Origin of the sequence: Micromonospora sp. NPDC048930, from assembly GCF_043197935.1 — a bacterium.
Taxonomy (GTDB): Bacteria; Actinomycetota; Actinomycetes; order Mycobacteriales; family Micromonosporaceae; genus Micromonospora.
Map to the genome: position 1 here is coordinate 66,538 of NZ_JBICUB010000011.1, position 22,908 is coordinate 89,445.

17 protein-coding genes are annotated in these 22,908 nt (G+C 74.4%); 7 read left to right on the plus strand and 10 right to left on the minus strand.

Features of this window, described 5'->3' with window-relative positions; genetic code table 11:
* Positions 1–46 precede the first annotated feature (46 nt).
* Positions 47–2,167, plus strand: a complete 2,121-nt coding sequence (locus ACGFI9_RS26125; RefSeq protein ID WP_393181881.1) for a glycogen debranching N-terminal domain-containing protein — start codon at positions 47–49, stop codon at positions 2,165–2,167.
* A gap of 4 nt (positions 2,168–2,171) precedes the next feature.
* On the opposite strand, the gene ACGFI9_RS26130 is transcribed toward ACGFI9_RS26125, so the two are convergent.
* Both ACGFI9_RS26130 and ACGFI9_RS26135 read right to left on the minus strand, forming a co-directional pair.
* Positions 2,172–2,852 carry a spermidine synthase gene (locus ACGFI9_RS26130; RefSeq protein WP_393181883.1) on the minus strand — a complete coding sequence of 227 codons (681 nt, stop codon included), beginning with the start codon at positions 2,850–2,852 and terminating at the stop codon, positions 2,172–2,174.
* 66 nt (positions 2,853–2,918) lie between these two features.
* Positions 2,919–6,059 carry an AMP-binding protein gene (locus tag ACGFI9_RS26135; RefSeq protein WP_393181885.1) on the minus strand — a complete coding sequence of 1,047 codons (3,141 nt, stop codon included), beginning with the start codon at positions 6,057–6,059 and terminating at the stop codon, positions 2,919–2,921.
* A gap of 130 nt (positions 6,060–6,189) precedes the next feature.
* On the opposite strand from ACGFI9_RS26135, the gene ACGFI9_RS26140 reads away from it, so the two are divergent.
* Together ACGFI9_RS26140 and ACGFI9_RS26145 are read left to right on the plus strand one after the other, a co-directional pair.
* Positions 6,190–7,047, plus strand: a complete 858-nt coding sequence (locus ACGFI9_RS26140; protein WP_393181887.1) for a LuxR C-terminal-related transcriptional regulator — start codon at positions 6,190–6,192, stop codon at positions 7,045–7,047.
* A gap of 694 nt (positions 7,048–7,741) precedes the next feature.
* Positions 7,742–8,560: an ArsR/SmtB family transcription factor gene (locus ACGFI9_RS26145; RefSeq protein ID WP_393181889.1), complete on the plus strand. Its 819-nt coding sequence runs from the start codon at positions 7,742–7,744 to the stop codon at positions 8,558–8,560.
* A 78-nt stretch (positions 8,561–8,638) separates the two neighbouring features.
* Here the strand turns inward: ACGFI9_RS26145 and ACGFI9_RS26150 are convergent, their stop codons facing one another.
* From ACGFI9_RS26150 to aceB, 6 genes are all read right to left on the minus strand, one after another.
* Positions 8,639–8,851: a DUF6767 domain-containing protein gene (locus ACGFI9_RS26150; RefSeq protein ID WP_393181890.1), complete on the minus strand. Its 213-nt coding sequence runs from the start codon at positions 8,849–8,851 to the stop codon at positions 8,639–8,641.
* A 99-nt stretch (positions 8,852–8,950) separates the two neighbouring features.
* Complete coding sequence (locus tag ACGFI9_RS26155) at positions 8,951–10,819, minus strand: L-lactate permease (protein WP_393181892.1); 1,869 nt, start codon at positions 10,817–10,819, stop codon at positions 8,951–8,953.
* A gap of 8 nt (positions 10,820–10,827) precedes the next feature.
* Positions 10,828–12,243 carry a (Fe-S)-binding protein gene (locus tag ACGFI9_RS26160; protein WP_393181894.1) on the minus strand — a complete coding sequence of 472 codons (1,416 nt, stop codon included), beginning with the start codon at positions 12,241–12,243 and terminating at the stop codon, positions 10,828–10,830.
* Positions 12,243–13,571 (minus strand): FAD-binding oxidoreductase, encoded by a 1,329-nt coding sequence (locus ACGFI9_RS26165; RefSeq protein WP_393181896.1) that lies wholly within the window; start codon positions 13,569–13,571, stop codon positions 12,243–12,245. Before ACGFI9_RS26165 ends, ACGFI9_RS26160 begins: the two co-directional genes overlap by 1 nt.
* Positions 13,571–15,043 (minus strand): FAD-linked oxidase C-terminal domain-containing protein, encoded by a 1,473-nt coding sequence (locus ACGFI9_RS26170; protein ID WP_393181898.1) that lies wholly within the window; start codon positions 15,041–15,043, stop codon positions 13,571–13,573. The genes ACGFI9_RS26165 and ACGFI9_RS26170 overlap by 1 nt, the downstream gene beginning before the upstream one ends.
* Before the next feature lie 31 nt (positions 15,044–15,074).
* Entirely contained in the window at positions 15,075–16,658 is a 1,584-nt protein-coding gene (aceB, locus tag ACGFI9_RS26175; RefSeq protein WP_393181900.1) for a malate synthase A, read from the minus strand.
* 490 nt (positions 16,659–17,148) lie between these two features.
* Here aceB and ACGFI9_RS26180 point away from each other — a divergent pair, with 490 nt between their 5' ends.
* From ACGFI9_RS26180 to ACGFI9_RS26190, 3 genes are all read left to right on the plus strand, one after another.
* Entirely contained in the window at positions 17,149–17,637 is a 489-nt protein-coding gene (locus ACGFI9_RS26180) for a hypothetical protein (protein ID WP_393181902.1), read from the plus strand.
* A gap of 330 nt (positions 17,638–17,967) precedes the next feature.
* A complete protein-coding gene (locus ACGFI9_RS26185; RefSeq protein WP_393181903.1) occupies positions 17,968–18,465 on the plus strand; it encodes a class F sortase in 498 nt (165 codons plus the stop codon).
* Between the two features lie 125 nt (positions 18,466–18,590).
* Entirely contained in the window at positions 18,591–19,706 is a 1,116-nt protein-coding gene (locus ACGFI9_RS26190; RefSeq protein ID WP_393181905.1) for a magnesium and cobalt transport protein CorA, read from the plus strand.
* A gap of 4 nt (positions 19,707–19,710) precedes the next feature.
* Here the strand turns inward: ACGFI9_RS26190 and ACGFI9_RS26195 are convergent, their stop codons facing one another.
* Positions 19,711–20,709: a phosphotransferase family protein gene (locus ACGFI9_RS26195; RefSeq protein ID WP_393181907.1), complete on the minus strand. Its 999-nt coding sequence runs from the start codon at positions 20,707–20,709 to the stop codon at positions 19,711–19,713.
* A 135-nt stretch (positions 20,710–20,844) separates the two neighbouring features.
* Here ACGFI9_RS26195 and ACGFI9_RS26200 point away from each other — a divergent pair, with 135 nt between their 5' ends.
* Positions 20,845–21,615 (plus strand): SGNH/GDSL hydrolase family protein, encoded by a 771-nt coding sequence (locus ACGFI9_RS26200; protein ID WP_393182140.1) that lies wholly within the window; start codon positions 20,845–20,847, stop codon positions 21,613–21,615.
* Positions 21,616–21,666: 51 nt separating this feature from the next.
* Here the strand turns inward: ACGFI9_RS26200 and ACGFI9_RS26205 are convergent, their stop codons facing one another.
* Positions 21,667–22,905 carry an MFS transporter gene (locus ACGFI9_RS26205; RefSeq protein WP_393181909.1) on the minus strand — a complete coding sequence of 413 codons (1,239 nt, stop codon included), beginning with the start codon at positions 22,903–22,905 and terminating at the stop codon, positions 21,667–21,669.
* Positions 22,906–22,908: the final 3 nt, after the last annotated feature.

The window sequence follows — 22,908 nt, forward strand, 5'->3', positions numbered from 1 at the left end:
GGAGGTGCGCGTGACGACGACACGACGACCGACACCTGCGGACCCCATGCCTGAGGTGCCGGGACGGCACCGGGTGCCCAGCGGGGCCTGCCGGGACCTGCCCCCGGAGTTGGGACCGGACGCCGTCGGCGTGCTCCAGGGCCGCACGTTCATGTTCTCCGACGCCGCCGGGAACGTGCCCAGGAGCTCGATCGGCGGGTTGGTCCACGACGACACCCGGTTCCTCGACCAGTGGGAGCTGACCGTCGACGATGCGCCGCCGATGGTGTTGTCCTCCGCACCCGTGGACTTCCACTCCGCGGCGTTCTTCCTGGCCAACCCGGAGCTGCCCGGGCTGCCCGCGAACCGGATCGGGATCCGCCGGCAGCGGTTCGTCGGCGACGGACTCTACGAGCGCATCGAGGTGCGGTACTTCGGCATCGAACCGGTCTCGTGCCGGCTCCGGCTGGCGGTCGGCACCGACTTCGCCGATCTGTTCGAGATCAAGGAATCGGGCCGGGACCGCACCCCCGACATCGCCCGGCGCCACGAGCCGGACGGCTCAGCTCTGGGCTTCCTCTACCGCAACGGCGACTACGAGGCGATGGTGCGGGTCGAGGCCGAACCTGCCGCCGACCACCTCGACGGGGACGCCCTGGTCTGGGACCTGCACCTCGAGCGCGGCGAGCGGTGGGGATGCCAGCTGTGGGTCCCGTTGCGCTGCGGCAAGGACATCTACCGCCCCACCGTGCGGGAGTTCGGGCACGTCTTCGAGCACGGGCCGGACGATCCGTCGACCCGCTGGGCGGAGGAGAAACCGCAGCTGGAGGCCGACGCGGACCTGCTGTACGACGTCTACCACCGGTCGGCGACGGACCTGGTGTCGATGCGCATCGAGAAGCGGATCGCCGGGCAGCCCGTGGTGCTGATCGCCGCCGGGCTGCCCTGGTTCATGACGGCGTTCGGCCGGGACACCCTGATCACCGCCTACCAGACCATGACCTGCGGTCGCGAGGTGGCCCGGGGTGCCCTGCTCGTGCTGGCCGACCACCAGTCGACCACGTTCGACGACTTCACCGACCGGGAACCGGGCAAGATCTTCCACGAGTACCGCACCGGCGAGCTGACCCAGCTCGGAGTGAAGCCGTACCGCCCCTACTACGGCGGCGCGGACACCACCGCGCTGTGGCTGATCCTGCTCTCGGAGTACTGGCGGTGGACCGGCGACGACGAACTCCCCCGCCAGCTACGCGGCAACGCCGAGGCCGCCCTGCGATGGATCGACCGGTACGGCGACCGCGACGGGGACGGCTACGTCGAGTACGCCACCCGGTCCCCCCAGGGCCTGGGGAACCAGTGCTGGCGGGACTCCCCCGACGGCGTGCAGTTCGCCGACGGCACCATCCCGGTCCTGCCCATCGCGACCTGCGAGACGCAGGGCTACACCTACGACGCGAAGCTGCGCGCGGCGGAACTCGCCGACGGCCCGTGGCAGGACCCGGCCCTGGCCCAGCGGCTGCGCGCCGAGGCGGCCCAACTCCGCGAGCGGTTCAACCGGGACTTCTGGATCCCCGAGCGGGGCGGCTACTACGCCGTCGGCCTCGACGGCGACAAGCGCCGCATCGACTCGATGACCTCGAACATGGGTCACCTGCTGTGGAGCGGCATCGTGCCCGAGGACCGGGCCGGCCAGGTGGCGGCGCAGCTGATGTCCGACGACATGTTCTCCGGCTGGGGCGTCCGGACGCTGTCCACCACGGACGCCGGATACAACCCCATCGGCTATCACGTCGGCACCGTCTGGCCGCACGACAACTCGATCATCGCCGCCGGGCTGGCCCGGTACGGCTACCGGGACGAGGCCAACCGGATCGTCCTGGCTATGCTCCGGGCGGCCAGCTACTCGCAGCACCGGCTGCCGGAGGCGTTCTCCGGCTACGACCGCTCCTTCGGCCGGGAGCCCGTGCCCTACCCGACCGCCTGCAACCCGCAGGCGTGGGCCAGCGGGGCGCCACTGCTGTTCCTGCGTACCCTGCTCGGCCTGCAACCCCGCAACGGCGAGCTGCACGCCGACGCCCACGTGCCCGCCGAACTGGGCCGGATCCGCATCCGGCGGGTGGCCGCCGGCGGCCGGCGCTGGGACGTCGAGGCAGCCGGCACCGAGTGCCAGGTCCGGCCGTCCGGATGACCGGTCAGCCGAGGCTGCCCTCCGAACCGGCCACGGCGCGGCGGGCCAGGTAGACCACGTCCGGTTCACCACGCGGCACCGGGACGAGGTGCGTGCTGACCGGACCGATCATCGCCGCCAGGCGGGCGGCGTACGCGGGTGCGGCCGAGGCGCTCCAGACGGCCAGTACGCCGCCGTCGGCGAGCCGGTCGCGCAGCAGCGCGGTGCCGTCCGGGTCGTACAGCGCCGCGTTGCCCTGGAACACGGTCCAGTCGGGGCCGTTGTCCACGTCCAGGCAGATCGCGTCGAAGACCTCATCGGTGCTCCGCAACCAGCTCAGGATGTCCTGGTTGACGACCCGTACCCGAGGGTCGCGCAGCGCGTCGCCGCTGACCCCGGCCAGGTGGCCGCGGTGCCACGCGATGAGCGCCTCCTCGATCTCCAGCACCACGATCTCCGCCGGCACGCGGGAGGCCACCGCCTCGGCCAGCGAGAAACCGACACCCAGCCCGCCGATCAGCACGCGCGCCGCCGGGCGCACGAGCGTCAACGCCTCCCGCACGAGCAGTCGCTCCGACGTGCCGGCCCGGGTGTCCATCAGGAACACCCCGTTGCTGACGATCTCGAAGTGCTCGCCGGACCGCCGGAGCACGAGCTCACCCCGGCCGGTCCGCACCCGGTCGACCACCACACCTGTCTGACCCACCCGGCCAACCTAGATCGGCACGGCCCGGATCGGCTGCTGATTTGTCCATGCCGGCGGAGGCAGCGATCACCCGGCGACACCGGCCCGGCGCAGCTCCACCTTGCGGACCTTGCCGCTGACCGTCATCGGGAAGGCGTCCATCACCCGCACATGGCGGGGGATCTTGTAGTGCGCGAGGCGGTCCCGGCAGAACTCGGCGACCTCCTCGACGGTGAGGGTGTCGTGCCCGTCGCGCAGGATCACGCAGGCCAGGATCTCCTCGCCGTACCGCTCGTCGGGGACGCCGACCACCTGCACGTCGGAGATCTTCGGATGCCGGTACAGGAACTCCTCGATCTCCCGCGGGTAGACGTTCTCCCCACCCCGGATGATCATGTCCTTGATCCGGCCGACGATCGTGACGTAGCCGTCCTCGCGCATCACCGCCAGGTCGCCGGTGTGCATCCAGCGCGCCGAGTCGATCGCCCCGGCCGTCTGCTCCGGCTCGTCCCAGTACCCGAGCATCACCGAGTACCCGCGGGTGCACAGCTCCCCCGGCTCGCCCCGGGGCACGGTCACGCCGGTCGCCGGGTCGACCACCTTCACCTCGACGTGCGGCATCACCCGACCCACCGTGGCGGTCCGCCGGTCCAGGTCGTCGTCGTGCCGGGTCTGGGTGGACACCGGCGAGGTCTCCGTCATGCCGTAGCAGATCGCCACCTCGGCCATGTGCATCTCAGCGATGACCCGCTTCATCACCTCGACCGGGCACGGCGAGCCGGCCATGATGCCGGTCCGCAGCGAGGACAGGTCGTACCCGGCGAAGTCGGCCAGGCCCAGCTCGGCGATGAACATCGTCGGCACCCCGTACAGCGAGGTGGCCCGCTCGGCGGCGACCGCGCGCAGCGTCGCCGCCGGGTCGAACGTCGGCGCCGGGATGACCATGCAGGCGCCGTGGCTGGTCGCCGCCAGGTTCCCCATCACCATGCCGAAGCAGTGGTAGAACGGCACCGGCAGGCAGATCCGGTCCTGCTCGGTGTAGCGGACCAGTTCCCCGACGAAGTAGCCGTTGTTGAGGATGTTGTGGTGCGACAGCGTCGCGCCCTTGGGGAAGCCCGTGGTGCCCGAGGTGTACTGGATGTTGATCGGGTCGTCGCAGCTCAGCTCCGCGGCCCGGGCGGCCAGCCGCTCCGCCGGCACCGCCGCCCCGCCGGCCACCAGGTCGTCCCAACTGGACTCCCCCAGGTAGACCACCGCGCGCAGTGCCGGGCAGTCGGCGCGGACCGCCTCCACCATCCCCCGGTAGTCGCTGCTCTTGTAGCCGGGCGAGGAGACCAGCAGGCTCACCCCCGACTGGTTCAGCACGTACTCCAGCTCGTGCCGCCGGTAGGCCGGGTTGATGTTCACCATGATCGCGCCGATGGTCGCGGTGGCGTACTGGACGAGGACCCACTCGGGGCAGTTGGGCGCCCAGATGCCCACCCGGTCACCCCGGGCCACCCCCGCCGCGAGCAGGCCGCGGGCCAGCTCGGCCACCGCCGCGCCGAATTCCGCGTACGTCCACCGCCGGCCGCTCGGGCAGTCGACCAGCGCCTCCCGATCCGGGTACGCCTCGACCGCGCGGGCCAGGTTCCCGCCGATGGTGTCACCGAGCAGCGGCGCGTCGGAGACGCCGCTGGCGTACGAGGGCAGGGTCACCGGAAGTCCTCCTCGCGGTACTCGCCGGCCGGCCGGCCGTCGGCGTGCTTGTCCCGCTCGGCGGCCCGCAGCTCGGTCCGGCGGATCTTCCCGGAGATGGTCTTCGGCAGCTCGGCGAACTCCAACCGCCGCACCCGCCTCGTGCTCCAGCAGCACGCTCTCCAACTCGAACGGCGACACCCGGTAGTCCGACGCCTTGAACACGTCGTCGGTGCGCCCCACGTACGTCAGGTAGCCGTCGGCGTCCCGGGACGCGATGTCCCCGGTGTGGTAGTAACCGTCGCGCATCGCCGTGGCGGTCAGCTCCTCGTCACCGTGGTAACCGACCATCAGTGCGGTGGGCCGGTGCGCCAGGTCCAGGCACACCTCCCCGTCGTCGCCGACCTCGCCGGTGACCGGGTCGACGAGACGCACCACGTACCCGGGCAGCGGACGGCCCATCGAGCCGGGCTTCACCGGCGCACCGGGCGGGTTGCCGATCTGCGCGGTGGTCTCGGTCTGCCCGTACCCGTCCCTGACGGTCACCCCCCACGCGGCCTCGACCTGCTCGATCACCTCCGGGTTCAGCGGCTCCCCCGCCCCGACCACACTGCGCGGCGGCTTCCTGAGCTGGCCCAGGTCGGCCTGGATGAGCATCCGCCACACGGTCGGCGGCGCGCAGAAGCTGGTCACCCCGCACCGGTCCATCGCCGCCATCAGCCCGGCCGGGTCGAAGCGGGAGTAGTTGTAGACGAAGACCGTGGCGCCCGCGTTCCACGGCGCGAAGACGTTGCTCCAGGCGTGCTTCGCCCAGCCCGGCGAGGAGATGTTCAGATGCACGTCGCCGGGGCGCAGCCCGATCCAGTACATGGTGGACAGGTGCCCCACCGGGTAGGAGGCGTGGGTGTGCTCCACCAGCTTCGGCCGCGCGGTGGTGCCGGAGGTGAAGTAGAGCAGCAGCGGGTCGCCCGCCCGGGTCGGCCCGTCGGGGGTGAACCGGCCGTCCTCGGCGTACGCGTCGGCGTAGCCGTGCCAGCCGTCGACCGGGTCGCCGACCGCGATCCGGGTGTAGTCGCCGGGCACCTCGGCGAACTTGCCGGTGTGCTCCGCCCCCACCACCACGTGCCTCGCCGCGCCCCGCGCCAGGCGGTCGGCGAGGTCGGCCGGGCCGAGCAGCGGCGTGGCCGGGATGATCACCGCGCGCAGCTTGATCGCGGCGAGGATGGTCTCCCACAGTTCGAGCTGGTTGCCGAGCATGAGGATCAGCCGGTCCCCGGCCCGTACGCCCCGGGCGCGCAGCCAGTTCGCCACCTGGTTCGAGCGGCGGGACAGCTCCGCGTACGACCAGCGCCCCTCGCCCCCGTCCGCCTCGACGATCCAGAGCGCCGGGTCGTCGTTGCCCTCGGCGAGCACGTCGAACCAGTCCAGCGCCCAGTTGAACTCGGTGAGCAGTGGCCAGCGGAACTTCTCGTACGCGGTCTCGTGGTCCTCGCGGTGCGCGAGCAGGAAGTCGCGCGCCTCGCGGAATGCCTGGGTGCCGGCGGTGGCCATCGGGTGTCCTTCCTGTCACCAGGCGCGCGGCCAGGAGGGGACGGCGCCGCACGCAGTACCCTGATCCTCGATCGGGTGACGCAGGTCTCACCACCCCCGGACGGGGGTGGCCGGTGGGGAGGTGGGGACGGTGCCGAAGCTGTATCCGCGCGACGACGCCGACCAGCTCCGCGGCGCGCTGCTCACGCTGCGCCGGGGCACCGGCCTGCCGGTCGCCTTCGGCGGCCTGGTCCAGGCCGGCGGCCCGCCCCGGATGACCATCACCGAGCTGTCCGGCACCACCACCGCCGCACTGCGCGGGCTGGCCATCCACGCCGGGGCCGGGCTCGGCGGCAAGGCCCTCGCCCTCGGCCTGCCGCTGCGGGTGAACGACTACCCCCTGGCCCGCTCGATCAGCCACGAGTACGACGGCCCGGTCGGCGCCGAGGGACTGCGCTCGGTGCTCGCCGTGCCGGTGGTGGTGCACCGGGAGGTCCGCGCGGTCCTCTACGGCGCGGTACGCCAGCGGCTCAGCCTCGGCGACCGGCTGGTCGCCGCCGCCGTGGACGTGGCCCGGGGCCTGGAACGCCGCCTCGTCGACCGGGACGCCGCCCGGGCCGCGCTGGCCGCCCTGCCCGCCGCGCCGGCCCGGAGCGACCCGGCCGGGCCGGAGTGGGAGCAGGTCCGGCAGGCGCACGCCGAGCTGCGCGGCCTGCTGCGCCGGATCGACGACCCGGAGCTGCGCGACCGCCTGGACGCCGTCGCCGACCGGCTCGCCGGCGCCGTCGCCCGACCCGAGCGGCCACCGTCGGCGGCGACCCTGTCGCCCCGCGAGACCGACGTGCTGGCCTGCGTCGCGTTGGGCTGCACCAACGCCGACGTGGCCGAGCAGCTCGGGTTGCGCCCGGAGACGGTGAAGAGCTACCTGCGCTCGGCGATGCGCAAGCTCGGCGCGCACACCCGGTTGGAAGTCGTGGTCGCGGCCCGCCGGGCCGGACTGCTCCCCTAGGGCCGCGATGAAGCGGCCCCGCTCCCCCGACCGGTCGTGATCGGCTCCGGTTGCGGCAATCCGGCGCCTCCGCGCCTGCTGACACCGCGACCTGCGGCAACCCGGGCCCCGGCTATCCCGAGATGCGGTCGCCGAGGTTGATCCGGTCGTAGCGGCCCTTCGGCAGGCAGAGCTTGCGCCGGTGGCCGTCGTCGGTGACGTAGGTGACCTGGCGGCAGGTCTTGAGCCGGCAACTGTCGTGGCACTCGGTGATCTGGACCGCGCTTGTCCGACACGATGCCGCTGGTGTCGCCGGTCGCCCAAGCCGCCACGACGCCGATCGCGGCGGCGACGGCACCGGCCATCAGCCCCAGGATGAGGCGGTCCCGCAGGGTGAGCCGGACCCGGTCCGGGATCCCGACGTCCCCGGCAAAGTCGTCGTCCGCCCGTCGACGTCGATCGCCAGCGCGCACAGCCCCTCCCTGGAAGAGTGCCGACCTCCACCGTAGGAGGCGAGGGCGAGGTCCCCGCCCGATCGCCCGGGGCGCTGATGCGACCGGCCAGCCCTTCGGCCTCCCCTGACGAGCGGCGTTGGCCACCTCCGCTAGAGCGTCCTAGGAGGCTAGCTCTCAAGTTGAGTGGACAGGCAGCCGAACGGTTGCCTATTGTCGAAACAGGCAGCCGGATGGCTGCCTGTCAGGAGGGCGGTGCGGGGATGGACGAGGTGTTCCGGGCCCTGGCCGACGCCAGCCGGCGGCGGCTGCTGGACAGCCTCAACGTCCGCAACGGGCAGAGCCTGCGCGAGCTCTGCGCCGGGCTGGACATGACCCGGCAGTCGGTGAGCAAGCACCTCGCGGTGCTGGAGGCGGCCGGGCTGGTCACCACCACCCGGCGCGGCCGGGAGAAGCTGCACCACCTCAACGCCGCCCCGATCAACGCCGTCGCCGACCGGTGGATCGGCCGGTACCACCGGGAACGGGCCCGTGCCCTGGCCGACCTGCAGACAGCATTGGAGCGGGAGCCCATGGAGAACCCCACGTTCGTCTACACCACCTACATCCGGACCACGCCTGAGCGGCTCTGGCGGGCGCTGACCGAGCCGGAGTTCACCCGCCGCTACTGGGGCGGCGTCACCCTGGTCTCCGACTGGCGGCCCGGCTCACCCCTGCTCTGGCAGGACGCCCCCGACGCCGAGCCGAAGGACCTCGGCCAGCGGATCCTGGAGTCCGACCCGTACCGGCGTCTCGCCTACAGCTGGCACGGTTTCCAGCCCGAGCACGCGGCCCACTTCGGCTGGTCGGACGAGGAGCTGGCGGCCCGGCTCGGCGAACGCCGGTCGAAGGTGACCTTCGACCTCGTGCCGCACGGCGAGACGGTCCGGCTGACCGTGACCCACGACGACTTCTCCCCGGACAGCGAGATGCACCGGGCGATCAGCGGCCAGCTCGACGGCAGCGGCGGCTGGCCCGAGCTGCTGGCCAGCCTGAAGAGCCTGCTGGAGACGGGCGAGCCGCTGCCGGAGCCGGCCGGCTGACCGGGCCGGGACGGATCCGGCGGGGACGCCACGCGGGTGGCCGGCGGCTCCGTCGGGGCGCCCGGACGGACCGGGATCTCAGGAGTCGGTGGGGGCCGGGCGCGGTCGGTGGCCGAGCGCGGCCAGGCGGGTGCGGTGCACGCCCGCGCGCAGCTCGTCGTCGCCCATCACCAGCCACACCAGGCCGCAGTCCTGCGGGCCGGTCACGTCGACCTGGCAGAGGGTGCACGGCTCACCCGGGCGGATCGGGCAGGCCGCCGCGGGTCGGGACGGGCGGGTGCCGGTGCTCATGCTCCCACCGTGCCGCGCCGGGGAGGCACCGTTCAGGGCCGTTGGTCCCACCCGCGGGGTGACCCCGGGCACCCGGACCGGGCGCCCGGGGTCGGCGGGTCAGGGCACCATCCAGTCGAGCACCGACGAGCCCTGCAACGCGACCAGCACGCACATGAACAGCAGCAGCACCAGGCTCCAGCCGAACACCTTGCGGAAGATCTCCCCCTCCCGGCCGGCCATGCCGACCGCGGCGGCGGCGATCGCCAGGTTCTGCGGGCTGATCATCTTGCCGAGCACGCCACCGGAGGAGTTGGCGGCGGCCAGCAGCACCGGATCCAGCCCGGCCCGGGCCGCGGTCTGCACCTGCAGCGCGCCGAAAAGCGCGTTCGCCGAGGTGTCCGAGCCGGTCACCGCCACCCCGATCCAGCCGAGGATCGCGGAGAGGAAGACGAACGCCCCGCCCGCCGCCGCGAGGAACGCGCCCAGGGTGTTGGTCTGCCCGGACTGGTTCATCACGTACGCCAGGGCGAGCACCGCCATGACGGTGACGATCGCGTAGCGCAGCTCGACGTAGGTGCGCCCGTACGCGCGCAGCGCCCGGCCGGCGGAGAGCCGCAGCACCAGGGCGGTGAGGACACCGGCCAGGATCATCAGCGTGCCGGCGGCGGGCAGCCAGTTCAGGGTGAACGTGGTCGAGGAGAGCGGCTTGCCGTTGCCGGCGAGGATGTCCAGGCCGGGCCAGCCGAACTTGACCGTCCACGGCTCCTTCGCCAGGGCGTCCTTCACCGGGCCCAGGTTGGCGATCGAGAAGATCGCGATGATGATCAGGTACGGGGCGTACGCCCGGAACACCTCGGCGGGGGTGTCGGCGAGCCGGGGGCCGGCGGCGGCCGGGCGCTGGTCGACCGGACGGGGTTCGACGTCGCCGTCGGAGCGGTGCCGGCCGACCGGGGCGTTCTCGTCGATCCGCGGGTCGCCCGGTGGCGTCTCGCCGCCGGTGCCACCCAGGCCCGGCGCGGCGGTGGTCGTACCGGAACGGGAGCCGGCGGCGGCGCGGACAGTGCCGCCGCCGGCCAGCTCGGCCTCGGCGGGCCCGCGGGCGGCCGGCACGGTGGCCGGCTCGCGGCCCAGGTCGGCGGGGATCTGCGGGTGCCACACCCGGATCAGCAGCACCACGGCGGCGGCGGAGACGAGCGCGGCGACGATGTCGGTCAGCGGCACCGAGATGTAGTTGGCCGCGACGAACTGGGCCAGGCCGAAGCTGACCCCGGCGACGAGCGCGGCCGGCCAGGTCTGCCGGATACCGCGCCGCCCGTCGACCAGGGCGACCAGCATCAACGGTACGACCACCGCGAGGATCGGAGTCTGCCGGCCGACCATCGCGCCGAGGGTGTCCACAGTGAGCCGGGCGTCGTCGTTGGCGCCGCTGGTGACGCTGGCCAGGGTGACGATCGGGGTGGCGAGGGCGCCGAAGGCGACCGGCGCGGTGTTGGCCAGCAGCGACACCGAGGCGGCGTGGATGGGCCGGAAGCCCAGCGCCATCAGCATCACCACGGTGATCGCCACCGGGGTGCCGAAGCCTGCGAGGGCCTCCAGCAGCGCGCCGAAGCAGAACGCGATGATGATCGCCTGGATCCGCATGTCGGGGCTGACCCGCTCGAAGGAGCGGCGCAGCACGTCGAAGTGTCCGCTCTCGACGGTCAGGTTGTAGACCCAGATCGCGTTGAGGACGATCCACAGGATCGGGAAGAAGCCGAACGCGGCGCCCTCGGTGGCGGAGAGGACCGCCTGCCCGACCGGCATGGCGTAGACGGCGACCGCCACCACCAGGGCGACGGCGAGGGAGATCAGCCCGGCCAGCCAGGCCCGCACCTTGAGCACGCCGAGCAGGACGAAGAGGGTGAGCAGGGGCAGGACCGCGAAGATCGCCGAGAGCGCGACGGAGTCACCGACCGGGTCGGTGACGACGGTGAACTGATCGAACATGGGTCACCTCAACGCTTCTGGTGCAGCAACTCCTCGACGCCCTGTTCGCGGATCGACGCGTCGAGGACCTGGGCGGTGTGGGCCAGCGCGACATGGCCGCCGGCGCGGGTCACCGAGGCGGCGACCTGCATGAGGCAACCGGGGTTGGCGGTGACGAGCAGCCGCGCCCCGGTGGCCAGTACGGTCCGGGCCTTGCGGTCGCCCAGTTCGGCGGCCGGCCCGGGGTGGAGCAGGTTCCAGATGCCCGCCGAGCCGCAGCACAGCTCCGGGTCGGCGATCTCCCGCAGCTCCAGCCCGGGGATGCCGCGCAGCAGCCGCCGGGGCTGCTCGCGGACGCCCTGGGCGTGGCCGAGGTGGCAGGCGTCGTGGTAGGCGACGGTCAACGGCAGCGGGTGCCGGGGCGCGACCGGGCCCAGTTCGTCGAGGACCTCCGACAGGTCGCGTACCCGGGCCGCGAAGTCGGCGGCCAGCGCGGCGTAGCGGGGGTCGTCGCGGAGCAGGTCGCCGTACTCCTTCAGGGTGGAGCCGCAACCGGCGGCGTTGACCACGAACCAGTCGACGCCGGCGTCGGCGAAGGTGTCGAGCAGCCGCCGGGCGAACCGGCGGGCCTCCTCGTCGCGTCCGTTGTGCACGCTGAGCGCCCCGCAGCAGCCCTGCCTGGCGGGCAGGATCAGCACCTCGCAGCCCTCGGCGGCGAGCACCCGGGCGGTGGCGGCGTTGACCTCGGGGAAGAACGCGCCCTGCACGCAGCCGGTCAGCATGCCGACCACGGCCCGCCGGGTACCGACCGCCGGCAGCCGGGCCGGCAGCCGGGGCGCCCGGCGCAGCGGCGGGGCGAGGGACTCCAGCGCCGCCAGGGTGGGCGCGAGCCGGTCCAGCAGCCCGCTGCGCCGGACCAGCCGGCCCAGCCCGCTGGCCTGGTACGCCCGCAGCGGCCCGCGCAGCAGCCGCAGCCGCCTCCGGTACGGGAAGAACGCGAAGATGGCCGCCCGCAGGGCGCGTTCCCGGGCGCCGCGGGGGTGCCGGCGTTCCACCTGCTGCCGGGTGTCCTCGATGAGCCGGTCGTAGCGCACCCCGGACGGGCAGGCGGTGACGCAGGACATGCAGCCGAGGCAGCGGTCGAAGTGGGTGACCATCGAGTCGGTCAGCGGCTCGCCCTCCAGGCCCTGCTTCATCAGGTAGATCCGCCCCCGGGGCGAGTCCATCTCCTCGCCCCAGAGCACGTAGGTGGGGCAGGTGGGCAGGCAGAAACCGCAGTGCACGCAGTCGGCGATCAGCTCGGCGGCGGGTGGGTGGTGCGCGTCGAAGGCGGCCTCGCCGGGGGTGCGGGCGGCCGCGGCGAGCACGTCGTACGGGCCGCTGGCCGGCCGACTGCCGCCGGGCGAGGTGACCGGGTCACGCCCGGGCTGCTGGGGGATGGTCATCAGATCCCTCCGACGAACCGGCCGGGCGCCAGCCGGGCGTCCGGGTCGAACCGTTGCTTGACCCGGCGCATCAGCGCCAGCCCGTCGACCGGTCCCCACAGGTCGACCCGGTCCCGCACCTCGGGCGGCGCGGTGACGACCACGGTGTGCCCGCCGGCGGCGGTGGTCGTGGCCCGGACCGCGTCGACCAGAGCGGCGACCCGCTCCGGGTCGGCGGTGCCGGGCAGCCCGGCGTACAGGACGCCGACGCCGGCGGAGCCGCGCAGCGCGAGCGGCAGGCCGTGCCGGTCGGCCGCCGCGCGGGCGTCGGCCAGCAGCCGGGGTACGCCGGAGAGCGCGGCGGTCAGCTTCAGCCCGGTGCCGCCGGCCCACCACGGCAGCCGGCCCCAGCCGTCGGGCGGCTGGTCGGTGACGGTGGCGGCGGCGCCGAGCAGCCGGCGGGCGGCGTCGGCCCGGGCGGCCACCCCGGCCGGGGTGCCCTCCAGCAGCACGGTGACCGTGGCCGGGCCGTCCGGCGGGGCGGCCACCTCCAGGGCGGTGGGCACGAGCTGCGCGGCGCGGACGGTGGCCGCCAGCCGGGCGGCCTCGTCGGCCTCGTCGGCCGGCCGGGAGACGTACGCGACCGCCGCCGGGAGCGGGTGCAGCCGGAAGGCGGCCTCGGTGACCAGCCCCAACGTGCCGTACGCCCCGGCGACCAGCTTGGCCAGGTCGTAGCCGGCCACGTTCTTGACCACCTTGCCGCCGGCGTGCGCGACCACCCCGTCGGCCCGGACCAGGGTGACCCCGATGAGCAGGTCGCGCGGGGTGCCGTAGAGCAGCCGCCGGGGTCCGGCGGTGTTGGTGGCGACGGCCCCGCCGACGGTGCCGCCGGGCAGCGGCGCGTCCAGGGCGAGCTGCTGCCCGGCGCCGGCCAGGGCGGCGGCGAGGGTGTCCAGCCGGGTGCCGGCACGGACCACGGTGATCAGGTCGCCGGCGGCGTGCTCGACCACCCCGGTCAGGGCGGTGGTGTCGAGGACGAGGTCGAGCCGGCGGGGTGGACTCCCCCAGTCCTGTTTCGTGCCACCGCCCCGGACGGTCACCGCGAGGTCGAGCTCGGCGGCGGCGCGCAGCACGGCGGCGGCCTGGGCGGTGTCGCGCGGGGTGGCGACGTAGCGGGCGGGCACGCCGGCGATGGCGTCGCCCTCCCCCGCTGCCCGGACCGGGTCGGCGCCGTCGGGCGCGGGCGGGCCCGCCGCGTGCTCGGGGTCGCCGTGTGCGGGCCCGGCGGGACCGGGCTCGGCGGTGCGGCACGCGGCGCGGAGGCGGTCGAGGATCCGGTCGGCGGGCATCAGAAGACCTCCGCCAGGCCGGCTTCCTGCGCCGGGTGGGCGCCCTTGCGCGGGCCGGGGATCTCGCCGCAGAGCCGGGGCGTCGGGAAGACCTTGCCGGGGTTGGCCAGGCCGGCCGGGTCAAAGGCGCAGCGCAGCAGGTGCATGGTGTCCAGGTCGTCGTCGGTGAACATGCGCGGCAGGTACTTCGCCTTGTCGACGCCGACGCCGTGCTCGCCCGTGATCGAGCCACCGTGGCGTACGCAGAGGTCGAGGATCGCGCCGGAGACCTCCTCGGCGCGTTCGGCCTGGCCCTCGGCGGCGGCGTCGAACAGCACGAGGGGGTGCAGGTTGCCGTCGCCGGCGTGGAAGACGTTCGCCACCCGGATGCCCCGCTCGGCCGACAGGTCGCCGATCCGACGCAGCACCTCCGGCAGGGCGGTCCGCGGGATCACCCCGTCCTGGACGATGTAGTCGGGGCTGATCCGGCCGACGGCGGCGAACGCCGACTTGCGGCCCTTCCAGAACAGCGCCCGTTCGGCGTCGTCGGCGGCGATCCGGATCTCGAACGCCCGGTTGTCCCGGCAGAGCGCCTCCACCTGGGCGAACTGGGCGTCGACCTCCGGCGCCGGGCCGTCCAGCTCGACGATCAGCACCGCCCCGGCGCCGGCCGGATAGCCACAGTGCACGGCCGCCTCGGCGGCGGAGATGGCGAGCGCGTCCATCATCTCCACCGCGGCGGGCACCACCCCGGCCGCGATGATCGCCGAGGTGGCCGCGCCGGCCTGGTCGGTGGTCTCGAACGCGGCCAGCAGGGTCCGCACGGACTCCGGCAGCCGGGTCAGCCGGACGGTCACCTCGGTGGCGATGCCGAGGGTGCCCTCGGAGCCGACGAACGCGCCGAGCAGGTCGTAGCCGGGGGTGTCCGGGGCGCGGCCGCCGAGGCGTACCCGCTCGCCGTCGGGGGTGACCACCTCCAGGCCGGTGACATGGTGGGTGGTGAAGCCGTACTTCAGGCAGTGCGCGCCGCCGGAGTTCTCCGCGACGTTGCCGCCGATGGAGCAGATCTGCTGGCTGGACGGGTCGGGCGCGTAGTAGTAGCCGTGCGGGTGGGCGGCCCGGCTGACCGCCAGGTTGATCACGCCGGGCTGTACCACGGCCCGCTCGTCGTCGGGGGCCACCTCGACGATCTCCCGCATCCGGGAGGTGACGATCAGGACGCCGTCGGGGTGCGGCAGCGCGCCGCCGGAGAGGCCGGTGCCGGAGCCGCGGGCGACGAATGGCGCGCCCGCGGCCACGCAGGCGCGCACCGCGGCGGCGACCTGCCCGGCGTCCTCGGGCAGCGCCACGAGGGCCGGGACCACCTTGTACTGGGCCAGCCCGTCACACTCGTAGGTGCGCAGCTCCTGCCGGTCGCTGATCACCCGCTCAGCGCCGATCGCGGCGTGCAGGGCGGCGGCGAGAGCCTCGATGTCCGTCGGGGTCGTGCTCATCGCCCACCTCCGCGTCGCGCCGGTCGTCGGTCTAGGGCATCCGCTCGTACGCCGGGACGGTGAGGAACTCGGCGAAGTCGTCGGCGACGGCGACCTCCATGAACAGCGCCCGCGCCTCGGCGTAGTCGCCCGCGTCGCCGGGCAGCCTGCCGATCTCCTCGTCGGCGATCTTCTCGACCAGCTCGCGGGTCACCTGGTCGCCGGTGTCGTCGAGGGTGACGTCGTTGTGCAGCCACTGCCACACCTGGCTACGGGAGATCTCGGCGGTGGCGGCGTCCTCCATCAGGTTGAAGATGGCCACCGCGCCGGAGCCGCGCAGCCAGGCGGCCAGGTACTGCACGCCGACGCTGACCGCGTTGCGCAGCCCCGCCTCGGTGTGCCCGCCGGGCGTGGACCGCACGTCGAGCAGTTCGGCGGCGGTCACCCGGACCTCGTCGCGGGTGCGGTCCAGCTGGTTCGGCCGGTCGCCGAGGACCCGGTCGAAGACCTCCCGGCAGACCGGCACCAGGTCGGGGTGGGCGACCCAGGAGCCGTCGAAGCCGTCGCCGGCCTCGCGGGTCTTGTCGTCCCGGACCTTGGCCAGGGCGGTCTCGTTGACCTGCGGGTCGCGCCGGCTGGGGATGAACGCGGCCATCCCGCCGATGGCGTGGGCGCCGCGCCGGTGGCAGGTCCGCACCAGCAGCTCGGTGTACGCGCGCATGAACGGCACGGTCATGGTGACCGCGTTCCGGTCGGGCAGCAGGAAGTCCGCGCCCCGGGTCCGGAACTTCTTGATCACGCTGAACATGTAGTCCCACCGGCCGGCGTTCAGTCCGGCGGAGTGGTCGCGCAGCTCGTAGAGGATCTCGTCCATCTCGAACGCGGCCGGGAAGGTCTCGATCAGCACGGTGGCCCGGATCGTGCCCTGCGGGATGCCGAGCCGGTCCTGGGCGTGCCGGAACACGTCGTTCCACAGTCGCGCCTCGAGGTGGCTCTCCATCTTCGGCAGGTAGAAGTAGGGCCCGGCGCCGCGGTCGAGCTGCCGGCGGGCGCAGTGGAAGAAGTAGAGCCCGAAGTCGACCAGGCTGCCGGAGGTGCGTTCCCCGTCGACCAGGAGGTGCTTCTCGGAGAGGTGCCAGCCGCGCGGGCGGACCACGATGGTGGCCAGGTCGGCGTCGTGCAGCGCGTACCGCCTGCCCTCGGGCGAGGTGAACTCCAGCTTGCCGTCGATGGCGTCGCGCAGGTTGAGCTGGCCCTCGACGACGTTCTCCCAGAGCGGGGTGTTGGCGTCCTCCAGGTCGGCCAGCCACACCTTCGCCCCCGAGTTGAGCGCGTTGATGGTCATCTTCGCGTCGGTCGGACCGGTGATCTCCACCCGGCGGTCCACCAGTCCGGGGGCCGGCTCGGCGACCCGCCACGCGGACTCGCGGACCTCCCGGGTCTCGGGCAGGAAGTCCAGGGCGGCGCCGTCGGCCAGCGCGGCGTCGCGCCGGTGCCGGCGGTCCAGCAGCTCCCGGCGGCGCGCGTCGAAGGTGCGGTGCAGCTCGGCGAGGAAGGCCAGCGCGTCGGGGGTGAGGATCTCGTCGTACCGGGGGTGGCGTGCGCCGGTGACCACGACGCCGGCAGGGTTGGTCATCCGCTCGCTCCTCACCGTGATATGTCTGGCGATCTATCCGGTGGTGCTCCTGCCGACTGTAGTTCTCCCTGCTCACAGCCGCGAGCTGAGCGACGGCACAGCCACCGGGAATGGTCGGTCGGCTGCGGCGAGCGGTCCTTTCCCGACGACGAGCGGCAGACCGGGCGCCCGGGAACGGCGTTGCCGCGGCGGACGATGCGCCCCGAGCGAGGTGGCGGCGGGACAAACGGGACAGAATCGCCGGCCGGGCGCCGACGGGATGTTCCGTGCGGCCGGGCACGAGTTTTGGCGCCGGGATGAGCGCACTGGTCCGGCATGTCCACCGCTCGGCGCCCCGACCGGGAACACGTGACGGCAACGAAGATTTCTCAATTACGCCGAGTGACCGCCCCAACCCTCCTAGTGTTGGCCACACCGGTGCTAGTCACGGAGTTGGCCACCCGAACGACGTCCCAGGCAGTCAGCGGACGAAAAGTGAGGGAAGACGCGGATGAAGGCACAGAGATTTCTCGGATCGGCGGCGGTCGGCGTGGGCCTCGGCGCACTCCTGCTCCCCGCCGCCGCGCTCGCGCAGACCACCACGGTCTCACCAGCCACCACGCCGGTCGGCGGGACCGTCGTGCTCACCACGACCTGCAACCCGAACGTGGGTGACGCGATCTTCCGCGTCACCGGTCCGAACCGGGACGAGAACGTGCGGTCCACGACCGCCGCCGCCGGCGGCGGGCTCAGCGCCGAACTCTTCACGGCCGGGTTCACCCTCGGCACGTACACCGTGACCACCACCTGCGGTGACGGCAGCAGCGGCGGCTCGGCCACCTTCACCGTCACCCCGATCGGCGGTGCCCAGGCCGGCTCCGGCGGCAAGGACGGTGACACCGGTGTCCTGGTCGCCGGCGGCGCGCTGGCCGCCGCGGCGGTCGCCGGTGGCACGTACGTGCTGGTGCGCCGCCGTCGGCGGGGCAGCGCCGTCGCCTAGACCGCCGCCACACCATCCCTTGGCGGAGGACGCCCGCGCCGGCGGAAGCCGGCGCGGGCACCACGCCCACGCCGGACCCCGGCAGACACCGACCCGGCGCGGCACCACCGCCCACGCCGGGTCCGGGCGCGAACCGCCCCGGGGCGGGCACGCGCCACAGCGGACGGAGGTGGGACACTGTCGCCACAGCACAGCCCCGCGCGCGGCCCGTCGCGGGCCCGCACCCTGGCGGTCGTCGCCGCCGTCATCCTCGCCGGGGCGACCGGGGCCGGCCTGGTCGCCGCCGGTCTCGGCACCACCTCGGCACGACCGCCACAGCCGGGGGCCTCGGTGGCGCCGACCGCCGAACACAGCGGGCCGCCCGCCCCGGTGCTCCCCCGCTCCCAACCCGTCCGGGTCACCATCCCCCGCATCGGCGTCGACGCCGACATCATCCCGGTCGCCACCGACGACGACGGCACCCTCGAGGTGCCCCCGCTTGACCACGCGGAGATCGCCGGCTGGTACCGGCCCGGGCCCACCCCGGGCGAGGCGGGCAACGCGGTGCTGGTGGGGCACGTCGACTCGCAGGACGGGCCGGCGGTCTTCTTCGACCTGGGCCGGCTGCGTCCCGGCGACGCCGTGCAGGTCACCCGCGCCGACGGCCGGGTCGCGCGGTTCACCGTGGACGGTCTCGGGGCGTACCCGAAGGACCGCTTCCCCACCGAGCGGGTGTACGGCGGCGGCGCCGAGGCGCGGCTGCGCCTGATCACCTGCGGCGGCCGGTTCAACCCGCGCACCGGCAGCTACCCGGACAACATCGTGGTCTTCGCCACCGCCACCCGCTGACGCGGGCCCGACACCACGGGATCGCGCCCACCCCGTACGGTAGGCCGTCAGTTCCCGGCGACGGCGGCTCCAGGTCGCGGCGCGGCACCGGACGCGCCGAGCCGGAGTTGCGAAGGAGGTGCGCGGTGGACCGCTCGGCGGTACGGATTCCCGAGGGTCGGCGTCTGCTGCCGTCCCTCCTCGCCCGGCTGCTGGGGCGTGCCGACGACGGCGCGGCGGTGCCCGCCCCGCGGCGGCCCAACCCGGACGCGGTGGTGGACTGCGCGGTCTACTCGGCGGGCCGGCGGGAACCGGGCCGGCCGCACTACGCCGACGCGTACGCGCGAGCCCGACGCCACCGGCGCTCGTTCGTGTGGCTGGGGCTGCACGAGCCGGGCCCGGCGGTGATGGCGGCGGTCGGGCGCACCTTCGGGCTCGACGAGCTGACCGTCGCGCAGGCCCTCGCCGACGGGCACCGACCCACCGTGCAGCGGCACGGCGAGGTGACGCTGTTGGTGCTGCGCACCGCGAGCTACGTGGAGCACGCCGAGCTGACCGACACCTCCGAGGTGATCGACACCGGGGACGTGATGGTCTTCCTCGGCGACCGGTTCGTCATCACCGTGCGGCACGGCGCGGCCGGCGCCCTCGCCCCGGTCCGGGCGGACATCCAGGCCCGCCCGGGGGTACTCGCGGAGGGCCCGTGGGCCGTCGGGTACGCGGTCTGCGCCCGCATGGTCGACCTCTACCTGGAGGTCGCCGAGCACCTGGAGAAGGACCTGGAGCGGGTCGAGGAGAGCGTCTTCGCCCGCGACCGCAGCGCCGACATCCAGCACATATACCAGCTCAAGCGGGAGGTGGTGGAGTTCAAGCGGGCGGTGCTGCCGCTGCAGGCGCCGCTACGGACGCTGTTGGAGCAGCGCGGCGACGGCCCGCCCCCGGCGCTGCACCGCTGGTTCGTCGACGTGGAGGGCCGGCTCACCCGGGCGGTGGACCGGATCGGCTCCTACGACGACCTGCTCAACTCCATCCTCCAGTCCCGGCTGGCGCAGCTCGCCGTCGAGCAGAACAACGACATGCGGAAGATCGCGGCGTGGGCGGCGATCGCCGCCGTGCAGACCGCGGTGGCCGGCATCTACGGCATGAACTTCGCCCACATGCCGGAGCTGGGCTGGCGGTACGGCTATCCGGGAGCGCTGGCGTTGATGGCGACCGCCGCGCTCGTCCTGCACCGGCTGTTCCGCCGCTCCGGCTGGTTGTAGGCCGTCAGGGCTTGTCGAGGTCGGACAGTTCCTGGTCGAGCAGCTCGGCGAGGCGGGTCACCCGCCACGGGTCGGACTGGGCGGTGATCCCGCGGCTGGGCATCTCCACGGTCATCAGCAGATAGAGGTGCAGCCGGTAGAGGCCCAGCCGGCGGCGGACCCCGTCGTCCAGCGGGAACGGCGCGACACTCCGGTAGGCCCGTACGCAGGGGTCGTCCGGCTCGTCCTCGACGCGCCGGAACAGCAGCGGCGAGACCAGGTCCATCAGCGGGTCGCCCCAGAGGTGGCGCTCGCCGTCGACCAGGCCGCTGAGCCGGGGCGTCCCGCCCGGGCCGTCGACCGCGAGGACGTTGCCCGCCCAGCCGTCGAAGTGCAGCAGGGCCGGGCGGCGTACCGCGTCCAGGACGGCGGCGTGCCGGTCCACCAGCTCCCGGATCCGGGCCGCCGGCACCGGCAGCGGCACCCGCCAGTCCGCCGCGTCGGCGAGCAGGTCGTCCAGGATCGCGGTGTACGCCGCCCGCCAGGTGCTCCCGCAGGCGCGGCCACCGTCGTAGCCGTACCGGTCGCCGGTGACGCCGTGCAGCGCGGCGAGGGCGAGGCCGAACTCGGCCCGGACCTGGTCGGTGTCGGCGCCGGCCTGGCTCAGCTCCCACAGGCTGCGGCCGGGCAGCAGCCCGGTGAGCAGCCAGTCGCCCAGCTCCGGATCGCTGCCGTGATGCAGCAGCGGCGGGACGGGCACCGCGGCCGCCCGCGCGGCGACCAGGCGCAGGTAGCGCGCCTCGGCGCCGATCATGTCGTGCTCGTACCGCAGCAGCGGCACCTGGGGCGGCGGGCCCACCTTGAGCACCACGGACCGGCCGTCGTCCAGGGTGACCCACCAGACCGCGGCGAAGCCGCCGCCGGTCAGCGGTCCGCATTCGGTGACCCGGGGCGTGGGGCCGAGGGACGCGGCGACGTAGCGGCGGACCCGGTCCGGGTCGAGGCGGCGTTGGGTGGGGCTCATCCGGCCTGCCGCGTCACGCCGGTGAGTGTCCCCGCGGTGAGGTCCATCTCGCGCGCCAGGCTAGCGGCCCGCGCCGGGCCACGATGTCCCGCCGCCGGCTGGTGGGAGCGGACCGGTCGTAAGCTGGCGGTCGTGATGTGGCGGCGGTACGTGGCCATCGGCGACAGCACCACGGAGGGACTGGACGACCCGGACGGCGGCGGCTACCGGGGCTGGGCGGACCGGTTCGCCCTCGCCGTGGCGCGCGCCCAGGGAGCCCTGGAGTACGCCAACCTCGCGATCCGGGGCCGTACCACCGGGCGGATCCGGTCCGAGCAGCTGCCGGTGGCCCTCGACCTGGCCCCGGACCTGGCCACCGTGGTGGCCGGGATGAACGACGTGCTCCGGCCGTCGTTCGACGCCGACCGGGTGGCCGAGGACGTCGGCGCGATGCAGCGGGCACTGGTCGGCCAGGGCGCCACGGTCCTCACCTTCACGCTGCCCGACCCGGCGCCCGTCATGCCGATCGCCCGCCCGTTGCGCGGCCGGGTGCGGGCGCTCAACGCCGCCGTCCGCGCGGTCACCGCCGAGACCGGGGCCACCCTGCTGGACCTCGGCGCGCATCCGGTCGCCTCGGATCCTCGACTGTGGAGCGACGACCGGCTGCACGCCAACCCCGCCGGGCACGCGCGGATCGCCGCCGCGCTCGCCCACACCGCCGGTCTGCCCGGCTACGACGATTCCTGGTCGCACCCGCTGCCGGCGGCGGCCCGCCGGCCCCGCCACGAGGTGGTCCGGGCGGAGCTGGCCTGGACCCGGCGGCACCTGCTGCCCTGGCTCGGTCGGCACCTGCGCGGCCGGTCCTCCGGCGACGACCGGGTGGCGAAGCGGCCCGTGCCGCTGCCGGTCGAGCTACCGCCGGACTGACCTGCCGGGGCCGCCGCGCCCGCGGCGCGGTCCGGCCGGCGCGGCCGCCGTTCAGCGACCGGGAGCCAGCAGGGCCGCTGGCGCCGCCGAGGGCCACGCGGTCCCCCGCACCACCAGCCCCGCGGCGCCCGCCGCGGTCGCGTAGAGCGCGGCGAAGGCCAGCCAGCCCAGCCCGCCCCCGTCGACGATCAGCCAGGTCAGCAGCACCGGACCGAGCATCCGGGCCACCGGCACCCCGCTGCCGAAGAAGCCCTGGTACAGCCCGTGCCGGTCGGCCGGGGCCAGGTCGAAGCTGAGCTGCCACGCCCCGGCGCCGTGCGCCATCTCGGCGTACACCTGGGCGCCCGCGCCGAGCAGCAGGATCCCGGCCGCGGCCCACGGCGCGGTGGCGGCGGCGGACAGCGCGAAGAGCCCGCAGGCGACGACCATGGCGGCTCCGGCGCGCCGCAGCGACCGCACCGCGCCGGGCGGATCCACCACCCGCCGGGCCAGCCGCACCTGGGCCAGCATCACCGCCCCGGTGTTCACCACCAGCAGCGCCGCGGCCAGCCAGGACGGGGCGGCGGTGCGCCGCGACACCCAGAGCGGCAGCACCAGGCTGAGCAGCGGCAGGTACAGCATCATCACCGCGTTCAGCACCGTGAGCAGGACGTACCGCCGATCCCGCAGCACCGCCAGGCGGCGGCCGTCCGCCGCGGGGCGGGCGACCGCACCGCGCCGCGCCGGGAGCCGCCACAGCAGGGCCGCCGCGCCGAGGAAGGCCACCGCGTCGAGCACCAGCACCGACCGGTACGCCCCGGCGGTGTGCGCCCAGAGCGCCAGCCCGCCGAGGGCCGCGCCGAGGCCGAGCCCGGCGTTGACCACGGACTGGAGCCGGGCCCGCACCTCGGTCCGCCGCTCCGGCTCGACCAGCCGGGCCAGCAACGCCTGGCGGACCGCCGCCAGGCCGGTCTGGCAGCCGGCGTAGACGCAGGCCACCAGCACGAACCCGGCCGGCTGGCGGACCAGCAGGAAACCGGCGACGGCCAGCGCGGTGGCGGCGGCCAGCAGGACCGCCACCGTCCGGGCGTCCCGCCGGTCGGCCGCGTGCCCGGCCGGTACGCCGGCCAGCAGCCCCGCCGCCCAGCCGACGGAGAGCCCGAGCCCGACCTGTCCGGGGGTCAGGCCGACCACCTGGGTGAAGTAGAGCGCGGAGGTGACCAGGAACGCGCCGTCACCGACCGAGTTGGCCAGGTGGGCCAGCGCGAGGGTGCGCGCCGGTCCGGCGGCGGGCAGCAGGCGGCGGGACACGGG